Here is a 10,737-nt window from a genome sequence, read left to right as displayed (position 1 = left end):
GCGGATGATCATGTCAGGCTTTGCCAATCTTTGCCGCCTTGCCCTTGTCGAACCACCACAGCGCCTCGACCGGAAAGCCGAAATCGGGTTTCTGCCCTGGAAAGCCGAACATGTCCCAATAGGCGCTTCGGTGATTCGCCAGATACCAACTTGGAATCCAATCGCGCCGCGCGCGCAAGGCCCGGTCCAACGCGCGCATGGCGGTGGTCAGGCTTTCACGGTCTTTGGCAGCGCCGACGGCATCGATCAGCGCATCGACGGCCGGGTTTGCAATGCCCGACAGGTTGCGCGAGCCCGACACCGCGGCGCTCCGCGAGTGGAAGAAGATCTCCAGATCGTCGCGGGTCGGCGTGGCGCTGAAGTTGAAGGCGGCCGACAGCAGGTCGAAATCGAATGTCGATTGCCTGAGCTGGTACTGCGCCGAATCCACCAGGCGGATCGAAGCATCGATGCCGATGGCCTTCATATTGGCGACCCAAGGCGAATAGACCTGCACGAAGGTCTCGTCGTCGACCAGAAATTCAGCCGCCAGCCGGCCGCCCTTGTCATTGAGCACGAAATCGCCGGAGCGTTTCCAGCCAGCCTCTGCGAGCAATTTCAGCGCAGCGCTCAGTTGCTTGCGATCTCGTCCGGACCCATCCGATGGCGGTTGCGTCACCGCTTCACCGAAGGGCTCCGGCGGCAGCTGGTCGCGCAGTGATTCCAGCAGCGCCAGCTCCTGCGGCGTTGGCATGCCCTCGGCCCGGAAGTCGGATTTCTCGAAGCAGGACTGCGAGCGCTCGTAGGAGCCATAGAAGAAGTTGCGCCGCGTCCATTCGAAATCGAAACAGAGCGCGATCGCCTGCCGAACACGTGGATCCTTGAATTGCTCACGCCGCTGGTTGACCGCGGTGGCCTGCATGGAAGGCGTGGTTTCGGCCGGGAACTCATGCTTGATCACCTTGCCGGCGGTAAAGGCCGGGAAGTCGTAGGCCGTCGCCCAGACGCGCGAGGTGAACTCCTCGCGGTAGAGGATCTCGCCCTTCTTGAAGGCCTCGAACCCGGCCGTACGATCCTGGTAGAATTCGATGCGGATACGTCTGAAATTGTTCTGGCCGCGATTGACCGGCAGGTCGTTACCCCAATAGTCGGCCACGCGCTCATATTCGATCCAGGCGCCCGCGGACCAGCGCCCGACCTTGTAGGCGCTTGAGCCGAGCGGCGGGTTGAGCTGGGAGGAATCGAACGGGTTGGCCGTGAAGAAGGCCTTCGAAAGGATCGGAAAACTGACCACGTTGAGGATGGTGCGGGCCGACTGCTTGCCTGAGAATTTGAGCTGCAGCGTGTGAACGTCGACGGCTGCCGCGTCGTCGAGGTGGGTCAGCGACAGCGCGTAGTCGGGATGGCCCTTGTCCTTCAGCAGCTTGAAGGTGAAGGCGGCGTCTTCCGCAGTCAGCTGGGAACCATCGTGGAACCGTGCCTGCGGGCGCAGCGAGAAGGTGAAACTGTTGCGGTCGTCAGAAATCGTCACGCTTTGGGCGATCAGCCCGTAAACAGCATCAGGCTCGTCGAGCGCCCTCGCCATCAGCGTATCGAAGCACATCTCCATGCGCTGCGGGGAATCGCCCTTGGGGACGAAGGAATTCAGCGTGTTGAAGGTCTGCGGACTCTGGTTGGCGCCCCAATTGGGCGGCGAGAAATTGAAGGTGCCGCCTTGCGGCGCATCGACGTTGACATAGTCGAAATGCGTGAAGTCGGGCTTGTATTTCAGGTCGCCGAAGGCCGACAGGCCGTGCAGCTTGACGCCGGTCGGCGTGTCGGCAAACGCCCGGCCTGGCAGCAGTGCGGCGGCAGTGGCTGCGGCGCCGAGCGCCAGGAAATCGCGGCGAGGAAGCAAAGTCCGCCGCTCCATCAATTGAGGCCCTTGTACTTGGCGGCCAGCGCCTTTTCCTTCGCGGGGTCGATCCACCAGGAATCGATATCAGCGCCCCGGTAGGTGGGCTGCTTCTCAGGCATGCCGAACTTGTTCCAGTAGGCAAGCCAAACCACCGCGCGGTAATATTGCGGCACGGTATAGTAGTTCCACAACAGGACGCGATCGAGCGCATGGGTCGTGGCGATGAGATCGTCGCGGTCGGTGGCGAAGATGATGCGGTCGACGAGCGCATCGACGACCGGGCTCTTGATGCCGGAATAGTTGCGCGATCCTGGCGTGTCCGCCGCCTTCGAACTCCAGAAGTCTCGCTGCTCGTTCCCAGGCGATTCCGACTGGCCAAGCTGGCCGATGATGACGTCGTAGTCGAAATTGTTGCGCCTGTTGATGTACTGCGTCGGATCGATGATGCGCAGCGTCGCATCGACACCGATCTTGCGCAGATTAGCGATCCAAGGGCTGGAAATCACCTGGTCCGTGTCCGCCGCGCCGAGGACTTCGAATTTGAACGGCTCGCCGGTCTTGGCGTTCACCATCTTGCCGCCTTTGATCGCCCAGCCTGCCTGGGCGAAGAGATCGACCGCCTGCTTCAGGTATTTCCGTTCCGCTTGCGGTGAATCATAGACCGGCAGCTTGAATTCCTGCGTGAAGAGTTCCGGCGGAAGCTTGTCGCGATACTTCTCCAGGATTTCGAGTTCCTTGCCTTGCGGCAGCCCGCTCGACGCAAGCTCCGTGCCCTGGAAATAGCTCTGGGTACGCGTGTTCGAGTTGTAGAACAGCGTGCGGTTCATCGTCTCGAAATCGAATGGATATGTCAGTGCTGCCCTCACAAGACGATCCTGGAATAGTCGGCGCCGCTGGTTGAGCATGAAAGCCTGCATCGGCTCGGGCGAGGTGGTCTTGAACTCCTTCTTGATCACGTCGCCAGCCTTGATCGCCGGGAAATTGTAGAATGTCGCCCAACGCCTCGAGCTGTTCTCCGGTTTGAGATCCTGAAATCCGCCCTTGGTGAAGGCCTGCCATGCGGCATTGTCGTCCAGGATGTAGGTGAAGCGCTGGATGTCGAAATTCTCGCGGCCGATCTTCACCGGCAGCTTGGCGCCCCAATAATCCGGAACGCGTTGCCAGACGATCTCCGAGCCCGGCTTGAAGCTTGCGATCTTGTAGGCGGCGGAGCCGAGCGGCGGTTCCAGCGTCGACTTCGTTATGTCGCGCTTCTTGCCGCTGGGGTCGGTGCCCTCCCACCAGTGCTTCGGCAAGACGACGAGGTCGCCGAGGATCTTGGGCAGTTCCCGATTGCCCTTCTGGTTGAAATGGAACTCGACCTCCCGGTCCGAAATGGCGACGGCCTCGGTCACGTTCTCGAAATAGCGGCTATACATCGGGCTGTTGGCCTTCAGCACCTGGAACGACCAGATCACGTCGTCGGCGGTGATCGGCTGTCCGTCATGCCATTTGGCTTGGGGGTTAAGCCGATAGGTCGCAGACGAATAATCCGCCGGATATTTGTAGGCCTCGGCAATCAGAGGATGGCTTACGCTGCCCTCATCCGTCGCCTGGTCCATCAGCGTGTCATAGAGCAGGCCGCCGCCGAACTCTGCGAAGCCGGCGGCCGACGATCCCTGCACAATGTAAGGGTTGAAGCTGTCGAAGGTGCCTACAACAACGGAGTTGTAGGTGCCGCCCTTCGGCGCATCCGGATTGACGTAGTCGTAGCGCTGGAAGTTCTCGCCGTATTTGGAAGGTCCGATCAGCGAGGACGTCGTGTGCCACTCATCGGCGAAGCTGGCCTGCAGGCTCGAGGCGAAGGCGAGCGCCAGCGCCGATGCGAAAAGCGTGCGGAATCGGCCAACCGTCATGCGTTCTCCTCGTCGCTAGTTCCAACCACCCGCAATCTAGATCATTTGACGCCGGTGGAAACCGCAAGGGATGGCCTTTGTAGCTGTCCATGCAGGTTTCCTAACAGAAAAGCCGGGACGAACCCGGCTTTTCTGAGGATATCTCGATTACAAATTGTTTATTGAGCAGGCGCCGCAGGCTTGGCTGGAGCGGTTTCCTCGGTCGGCTTGGCAGCGCCATCCGCCGGCTTGGCGGCTTCGGCCGGCTTTGCCGAGGCGTCGGCGGCGGCGCCCGGCTGCGGCAGCGGCTTCGGATTGTCCGACAGCGTGCGCAGATAGGCGATCACGTTGGCACGGTCTTCTTCCTTCGGCAGGCCGGCGAAGCCCATCGCCGTGCCCTTCACGAACTTCTTCGGCGAGGTGATGAAGTGGTTGAGGTTGTCGTAGGTCCAATGCTCCTGGCCGCCCTTGGAAAAATCCTTCATGCCGGACGAATAGGCAAAGCCCTCGTGCTCGGCGACGGGGCGGTCGACGATGTCCCAGAGATCCGGACCGACCTTGTTCGGACCGCCCTTTTCGCCGGAATGGCAGGCCTGGCACTTCTTGAAGATGGCGGCGCCCGCATCGGCGCTGGCGCTGGCGAGCAGATCGGCGATCGGCTTTTCAGCCGCGGCCGGCGCGGCCGCGCCGCCTTCGGTCGGCTCCTGCGCCTCGATGGCGAAGCCGGGCTTTTCGGGGGCGGGCGAGGCGAACAGCCCGTCCGAGACGAGGCCTATCGAAAAGACGATGAAGCAGGTTCCCAGAAATCCGCCGAGCAGCTTGTTGACTTCGTTGGAATCCATACGCCCCTTGCTCCCTTTTCCGGCGGACCGTCCCGTCCACTCCGTCCGTCGGTATCGCGAACTGCCCTGAAAGGCCAGTCAAACCGGGCGGAAACTAGGTCTTTTGCTCTGGCGTTGCAACACCTATAAGGGCGCTTCCAGTGAGACCTTTTGCCACTTTTCCACCCCTGTTTTTCGACCGCTCCAAAATCCGATGTCAACCTTGATCCTGATCCCCGCCCGCATGGCCTCGACGCGCCTGCCGGGCAAGCCGCTGGCCGACATTGCGGGCGCGCCGATGATCGTCCATGTCGCCCGCCGCGCCGCCGAGGCTGGGCTCGGCCGCGTCGTGGTGGCGACCGACACGCAAGCTGTCGCTGAGGCCGTGCGGGCGCATGGCTTCGAGGCGGTCATGACCCGCATTGGTCACGAATCGGGCTCGGACCGCATCTTCGAGGCGCTGACGGCTCTCGACCCTGAAAAGCAAGTGGAAACGATCGTCAATGTGCAGGGCGACCTGCCGACCATCGATCCCGAGATCATCGGCGCGTCGCTGCGGCCGTTTGAGGACAAATCGGTCGACATCGCCACGCTCGGCGTCGAGATCGTGCGCGACGAGGAAAAGACCAACCCGAATGTGGTCAAGATCGTCGGCTCACCACGTTCCGCGACGCGGTTGAAAGCGCTTTATTTCACCCGCGCCACCGCGCCCTGGGGCGAGGGGCCGCTCTACCATCACATCGGCCTCTACGCCTATCGCCGTGCAGCGCTCGAACGCTTCGTGGCGCTCAAGCCCTCGCCGCTGGAGCGCCGCGAGCGGCTGGAGCAATTGCGGGCGCTGGAAGCCGGCATGCGCATCGACGCCGAGATCGTTCAGTCGCTGCCGCTGGGCGTCGACACGCCGCACGACCTGGAACGCGCCAGGCAGATCCTTTCAAGCTGAGACCATCCGCATGACCGCAAAGACCAACAGAATATCCTTCCAGGGCGAACCCGGCGCCAATTCCGACACGGCGTGCCGCAACATGTTCCCCACCATGGACCCTTTGCCCTGCCCGACCTTCGAGGATGCTTTCAATGCGGTCGAGACCGGCAAGGCCGAGCTCGCCATGATCCCGATCGAGAACACGATCGCCGGCCGGGTCGCCGACATCCATCACCTGTTGCCGGAATCGAAGCTGCACATCGTCGGCGAATATTTCCTGCCGATCCACTTCCAGCTGATGGTGCTGCCGGGAGTGAAGCGCGAAGAGATCAAGACCGTGCACAGCCACATCCACGCGTTGGGACAGTGCCGCAAATATATCCGCAAGAACGGCTGGAAGCCGGTGATCGCCGGTGACACGGCGGGTTCGGCGAAGATGGTGTCGGAGGTCAAGGACCGCACCATGGCCTCGCTGGCGCCGGCTCTTGCCGCGGAGCTTTATGGGCTCGACATCATCGAGAAGAATGTCGAGGACACCGACTCCAACGTCACCCGCTTCGTCGTCTTGACCAAGAACAAGCAATGGGTGGAGCGGCCCACGCCGGACGCCAAGATGATGACGACCTTCATCTTCCGCGTCCGCAACGTGCCTGCCGCGCTCTACAAGGCCATGGGCGGCTTCGCCACCAACGGCATCAACATGACCAAGCTCGAGAGCTACCAACTCGGCGCCTTCACCGCGACGCTGTTCTACGCCGACATCGAAGGCCACCCGGACGATCCGCTGGTCAAGCTGGCGCTTCACGAGCTGAGCTTCTTCTCGCGCGAGATGCGCATCCTTGGCGTCTATCCGGCGAGCGCCTCGCGCGAGCAGTGGAAGGTGGCTGATTAGGGCCACGAATATCGAGCTACAGCATCAGGACAAGTCTACTGGTAGGGCGTGTTCCGTGTGGGGCGGCAGCGGCAAATCAAGGTCACCCACCTCCGGCATAGCCAGCATGTCACCGAGCGACCGCGTTTTGCCGGTGAGCCGTTAATATTCATCGAACGACATGAGGACATGCACTGGCCGCCCACTGTCGGTGATGATCACAGGGCCGTCCTTGGCAGCGCGTTTTGCGCGGCCAAGATCCTGTTTGAGTTCACGGCATGAAAGCGTAGTGATCATATCACTTTCGCAAAACGAGATTGCGTAACCACATCTGATCCGCTTGAGCAGGAATTGCAAGATTGAGCGAATGGATGACCAGCCATATCAAGTGATTGGTTGTGCCGCCGTGCTAGGAGTGTGCCTGGCGGCTCACCCTGTTTTACAACGACTTGCGCTTAGATCACCGCGCCCAACGGCACGTAATCGATCTCCAAGAACTTCTCGACCTCCGGCACCCAGCGATCGCGCACGAACGCAACGTGGTCGGGGTGCTCGTTGTAGCGCGTGTAGGCCGCCTGGTCGGCGAACTCCATCGAGAAGCCGAACTGGTAGTCGTTCTTCGGGCTCACCTGCCGCAGCTGCTCGAAATGCGTGACGCCCTTGATCCCGGTAAGGATTTTCTTCGCGTCGTGCAGGAAGCGCTTTGTCTCCAGCGAATGCGGCTCGTGCTTCAAGGTGAACACCACGGTATGACGGATCATTCTTGCGCTCCTATTCGCTGTCGACCCAGGCGCGGATGAGGTGATGGGCGATCGCCCCTTTCGGCGGCGTAATCAAGCCGTCGGCATGCGTCCTGTCCAGCATCGTGCGCACCTCGGCTCGGAAGAACCAGCGGCAATCCTCCAGCTCGTTGAGGTCAGCCTGGATATCCTCGTTGAGCGGCTCGCCGAAGCAGCCGATCATCAGCGAATAGGGGAACGGCCAGGGCTGGCTGGCGTGGTAGACGACGCGGCCGAGCCGGATGCCGGCCTCTTCCAGCGTCTCGCGCCGCACCGCCGCCTCGATCGTCTCGCCCGGCTCGATGAAGCCGGCAAGCGCCGAATACATGCCCGGCGCGAAATGCCGGCCGCGCCCCAGCAGGCATTTTTCGCGCGTTGCCGTCAGCATGATCGCCACCGGGTCGGTGCGCGGAAAGTGATCGGTGCCGCAGGCCGGACAGTGGCGCCTGTAGCCGCCGGCGCGCATTTCCGAGCGGTTCCCGCATTTCGAGCAGAAGGCGTGGCTGGCGTGCCAAGCGAGCAGCGCCGCTCCTTGCGCCAGCGCGCCGGCCGCCGCCTCGTCGATCAGCCCTTGCATATAGACGGAACGATAGTCGATCGCCTTGACCGTCTCGGGGAGATTTTCCGGCTCAATGCCCGCAGGCACGGCCAGCACCGGGCCTTCCTCTGAGAAGCCGAGCAGCACGCCACGGTCGAGCGAGACATCGAAGGTCTCGCTCTCGGCCACGTTGAACCAGGGGTCGAATTTGCCGCCGTCGAGTTTGAGGTAAAGCCGGCCGGCATGCATCAGCATAAGCCGCGTGGTCTGGTCGGCCAGCGCCTTTTCGACCGCGTCGTCGGCGCGGTTCTCGGACTGCCGGTCGATCCGGTTGCCGGCGAACCCGACAAACTGGCTCGGCTCGCGCAAAGGCGCGTCAAACAGGCGGAAGCTCATGGGGACTCAGGTATGCTGGTGGACACTGGTCAGCTTATAACGCCGCCTTGATCGTTTCGGCAAACCGCCTGATATCGGAGCGCTGATAGGGTTCGCGTATGCCGTGCCCCCAGACCGGACCCGGCCAGCCGGGGTCGCCCTCGGAGCGGGCGACGACATGGACATGCAGCTGGCGCACGATGTTGCCCAGAGCGCCGGTGTTTATCTTGGTGCAGCCGGTCACCCGCTTCAGCGCCTGCGCCACCATATTGGTCTCGAAGGTCAGCATCGCCTGGTCGAGCGGCGTCATTTCGTGCAACTCCTCGATGCCCGGACGCTGCGGCACCAGCACTAGCCACGGCCAGCGGCGATCATTCATCAATCGGAGTTCGCAAAGGCCAAGCCACATAAGCTGCTCGCTGTCCGCCTCCAGACGGGCGTCCAGCGTGAAACCGGCCTTGAGGCCAGGCAGCATGGGCGTTTCCTTTGTTTCTTGTAGCATTCTTCAAACCAACGAACGCTAGAGCGGCGGCAAGGTGGCTGCAAGCGATTCATTGACCGCTCTTGGCGATTTGAGGGACTTTCCGGTCTCCATATGGCCGCAGGCTCCGGCTCTGCCCTTGCATTTCGCCGCTGAATTGCCGATATGGAGCGCGGGAGGTTGGTGGTGGACGATCCACTCGCCAACCGGGTCAGGTCCGGAAGGAAGCAGCCCTAACGAGCCCGGAACGGGTCATTGTTCCAGCCTCCCACCTCTTCGCCTTTCTCCCGCGACATTGACGGCGCCAAGCCGTGCGGGCGAGACTATGCGCAGGAATCGGCCGCCTTCCGTCGCGGTCCTGGGAGCTTTTGACGGCGAATGAGCGAAGCCGGAAACTTGGGGACGGAAAGCCTGGAGACCGGTAAGGCCGGCGCCTATCGCGTCCTGGCGCGTAAATATCGTCCCTCGAATTTCTCCGAGCTGATCGGCCAGGAGCCGATGGTCCGCACGCTGACCAATGCCTTTGCCACCGGCCGCATCGCCCAGGCCTGGATGCTGACCGGCGTCCGCGGCGTCGGCAAGACGACGACAGCGCGCATCCTCGCGCGTGCCCTCAACTACAAGACGGCGACCGTCGACCAGCCCTCCGTCGACCTTTCGGTCCCCGGCGAGCACTGCCAGGCGATCATGGAAGGCCGCCATGTCGACGTCATCGAGATGGACGCCGCCTCGCACACCGGCATCGACGACATCAGGGACATCATCGACCGCGTGCGCTACGCGCCGGTCTCGGCCCGCTACAAGGTCTACATCATCGACGAAGTGCACATGCTCTCAACCCAGGCCTTCAACGGCCTGCTGAAGACGCTGGAAGAGCCGCCGCCGCACGTCAAATTCATCTTCGCCACGACCGAGATCCGCAAGGTGCCGATCACGGTCCTGTCGCGCTGCCAGCGCTTCGATTTGAGGCGCATCGATGCCGGCGCGCTGGTCGGGCATCTGTCCTCGATTGCCGCCAAGGAAGGCATTTCCGTCGACGACGACGCGCTCGCCATGATCGCGCGCGCCGCCGAAGGCTCGGCGCGCGATTCGCTGTCCATTCTCGATCAGGCGATCGCCCATGGCAGCGGCACCGTCAGCGCCGATGCGGTGCGCGCAATGCTCGGCCTCGCCGACCGCGCCCGCATCATCGACCTGTTCGAGCACGTCATGAAGGGCGACGTCGCGGCGGCGCTCGCCGAGTTCCGCGCGCAATACGACACCGGCGCCGATCCGGCCGCCGTGCTCACCGACCTTGCCGAGTTCAACCACCTCGTCACCCGCCTGCGCTTCGTGCCGGCCGCGGCCGACGATGCGTCGCTTTCCGAGGACGAGCGCCGGCGCGGCGCCGAATTCGCAGGCACGCTCTCGGTGCGCGTGCTGTCGCGGACCTGGCAGATGCTGCTCAAGGGCATTCCCGAGGTGCAGTCCTCCAACCGGCCGGTCAGCGCCGGCGAGATGGTGCTGATCAGGCTGGCGCATGCCGCCGATCTGCCGACGCTGGACGAGGCGCTGAAATCGCTGGAAGGCGCGGGTCCTCTGCCGAATGGCGCGCCGCGCGCCAATGGCGCACCGGCAAATCCAGGCAATGGCGGCGGCGCCGGTGCCGTGGCGCAGGCGCGGATCCCCAGTTCAAATGGCGGCGCCCAGACGATGCGGCTGGTCGAGGCGCAGCCTGTGCCGGAGGCCTACGTTCCGCAACCGGCGCCGGTCGCCGAAGCGCCCGTCGTTCCGGTGAAATCGCTGGCCGACATCGTCGCGCTCGCCGACGCCAATCGCGACATCGCCTTCAAGGTGCAACTGAAGCGTTACGTGCGGCCGGTGCGCATCGAGCCCGGTCGTCTCGACGTCACCCTGACCGACGACGCGCCGAAGATGCTGCTCAACGACCTGACCTCCAAGCTGCGCGCCTGGACCGGCCGCAACTGGCTGGTGTCGCTGTCGAAGGAAGAGGGCGGCCAGACACTGGCCGAGATGGAGACGACCAAGCGCGAGAACGCCTTCTCCGACGCCAAGGCGGATCCGACTGTCGCGGCCATCCTTGCTCGCTTCCCGGGCGCCAAGATCATCGACGTGCGCATTCCGGATGTGCCGGACGTGGAAGAGGCCGAAGCCGAAGTTCCGGTCGAGCCTGCGTCCGACGACGACGAAATCTGAA

At 63.0% G+C, this 10,737-nt stretch carries 9 protein-coding genes, 1 other RNA gene and 1 pseudogene; 4 read left to right on the top strand and 7 right to left on the bottom strand.

The window, feature by feature from the left end; genetic code table 11:
- Positions 1-13: 13 nt before the first annotated feature.
- The 3 genes from EOA24_RS01310 to EOA24_RS01300 form a co-directional block, all read right to left on the bottom strand.
- A complete protein-coding gene (locus EOA24_RS01310) occupies positions 14-1,891 on the bottom strand; it encodes an extracellular solute-binding protein (protein WP_127409492.1) in 1,878 nt (625 codons plus the stop codon).
- Complete coding sequence (locus EOA24_RS01305; RefSeq protein ID WP_126079449.1) at positions 1,891-3,771, bottom strand: extracellular solute-binding protein; 1,881 nt, start codon at positions 3,769-3,771, stop codon at positions 1,891-1,893. The genes EOA24_RS01310 and EOA24_RS01305 overlap by 1 nt, the downstream gene beginning before the upstream one ends.
- A gap of 158 nt (positions 3,772-3,929) precedes the next feature.
- Entirely contained in the window at positions 3,930-4,592 is a 663-nt protein-coding gene (locus tag EOA24_RS01300) for a cytochrome c family protein (protein WP_126079448.1), read from the bottom strand.
- A 193-nt stretch (positions 4,593-4,785) separates the two neighbouring features.
- On the opposite strand from EOA24_RS01300, the gene EOA24_RS01295 reads away from it, so the two are divergent.
- The gene (locus EOA24_RS01295) at positions 4,786-5,514 is read left to right on the top strand and encodes a 3-deoxy-manno-octulosonate cytidylyltransferase (protein ID WP_126079447.1); all 729 of its coding nucleotides are present in this window, start codon (positions 4,786-4,788) and stop codon (positions 5,512-5,514) included.
- A 10-nt stretch (positions 5,515-5,524) separates the two neighbouring features.
- The gene (locus EOA24_RS01290) at positions 5,525-6,388 is read left to right on the top strand and encodes a prephenate dehydratase (RefSeq protein WP_126079446.1); all 864 of its coding nucleotides are present in this window, start codon (positions 5,525-5,527) and stop codon (positions 6,386-6,388) included.
- Between the two features lie 24 nt (positions 6,389-6,412).
- On the opposite strand, the pseudogene EOA24_RS01285 reads toward EOA24_RS01290, so the two are convergent.
- The 4 genes and pseudogenes from EOA24_RS01285 to EOA24_RS01270 all read right to left on the bottom strand — a co-directional run bounded on the left by EOA24_RS01285 (position 6,413) and on the right by EOA24_RS01270 (position 8,534).
- A pseudogene (locus tag EOA24_RS01285) lies at positions 6,413-6,664 on the bottom strand (type II toxin-antitoxin system Phd/YefM family antitoxin).
- A gap of 158 nt (positions 6,665-6,822) precedes the next feature.
- Entirely contained in the window at positions 6,823-7,128 is a 306-nt protein-coding gene (locus tag EOA24_RS01280; RefSeq protein WP_126079445.1) for a Dabb family protein, read from the bottom strand.
- 10 nt (positions 7,129-7,138) lie between these two features.
- On the bottom strand, positions 7,139-8,080 hold the full coding sequence (gene nudC / locus EOA24_RS01275) for an NAD(+) diphosphatase (protein WP_126079444.1): 942 nt from the start codon (positions 8,078-8,080) through the stop codon (positions 7,139-7,141).
- Between the two features lie 34 nt (positions 8,081-8,114).
- On the bottom strand, positions 8,115-8,534 hold the full coding sequence (locus EOA24_RS01270) for an HIT family protein (RefSeq protein WP_112127995.1): 420 nt from the start codon (positions 8,532-8,534) through the stop codon (positions 8,115-8,117).
- 181 nt (positions 8,535-8,715) lie between these two features.
- On the opposite strand from EOA24_RS01270, the gene ffs reads away from it, so the two are divergent.
- Together ffs and EOA24_RS01260 are read left to right on the top strand one after the other, a co-directional pair.
- Positions 8,716-8,812: signal recognition particle sRNA small type (ffs, locus tag EOA24_RS01265), an RNA gene on the top strand.
- A gap of 106 nt (positions 8,813-8,918) precedes the next feature.
- Positions 8,919-10,736 (top strand): DNA polymerase III subunit gamma/tau, encoded by a 1,818-nt coding sequence (locus tag EOA24_RS01260; protein ID WP_126079443.1) that lies wholly within the window; start codon positions 8,919-8,921, stop codon positions 10,734-10,736.
- The last annotated feature ends 1 nt before the right edge of the window (position 10,737 follow it).

It is taken from the genome of Mesorhizobium sp. M2A.F.Ca.ET.039.01.1.1 (assembly GCF_003998035.1).
Classification (GTDB): domain Bacteria; phylum Pseudomonadota; class Alphaproteobacteria; order Rhizobiales; family Rhizobiaceae; genus Mesorhizobium.
The sequence above is the reverse complement of the archived record's forward strand: the minus strand, read 5'-3'. Positions and strand labels throughout refer to the sequence as shown.

Bases quoted from the DNA above. Each gene is read 5' to 3' on its own strand.
- EOA24_RS01310 (WP_127409492.1), bottom strand. From the start codon at position 1,891: ATGGAGCGGCGGACTTTGCTTCCTCGCCGCGATTTCCTGGCGCTCGGC.
- EOA24_RS01305 (WP_126079449.1), bottom strand. From the start codon at position 3,771: ATGACGGTTGGCCGATTCCGCACGCTTTTCGCATCGGCGCTGGCGCTC.
- EOA24_RS01300 (WP_126079448.1), bottom strand. From the start codon at position 4,592: ATGGATTCCAACGAAGTCAACAAGCTGCTCGGCGGATTTCTGGGAACC.
- EOA24_RS01295 (WP_126079447.1), top strand. From the start codon at position 4,786: ATGTCAACCTTGATCCTGATCCCCGCCCGCATGGCCTCGACGCGCCTG.
- EOA24_RS01290 (WP_126079446.1), top strand. From the start codon at position 5,525: ATGACCGCAAAGACCAACAGAATATCCTTCCAGGGCGAACCCGGCGCC.
- EOA24_RS01280 (WP_126079445.1), bottom strand. From the start codon at position 7,128: ATGATCCGTCATACCGTGGTGTTCACCTTGAAGCACGAGCCGCATTCG.
- nudC (WP_126079444.1), bottom strand. From the start codon at position 8,080: ATGAGCTTCCGCCTGTTTGACGCGCCTTTGCGCGAGCCGAGCCAGTTT.
- EOA24_RS01270 (WP_112127995.1), bottom strand. From the start codon at position 8,534: ATGCTGCCTGGCCTCAAGGCCGGTTTCACGCTGGACGCCCGTCTGGAG.
- EOA24_RS01260 (WP_126079443.1), top strand. From the start codon at position 8,919: ATGAGCGAAGCCGGAAACTTGGGGACGGAAAGCCTGGAGACCGGTAAG.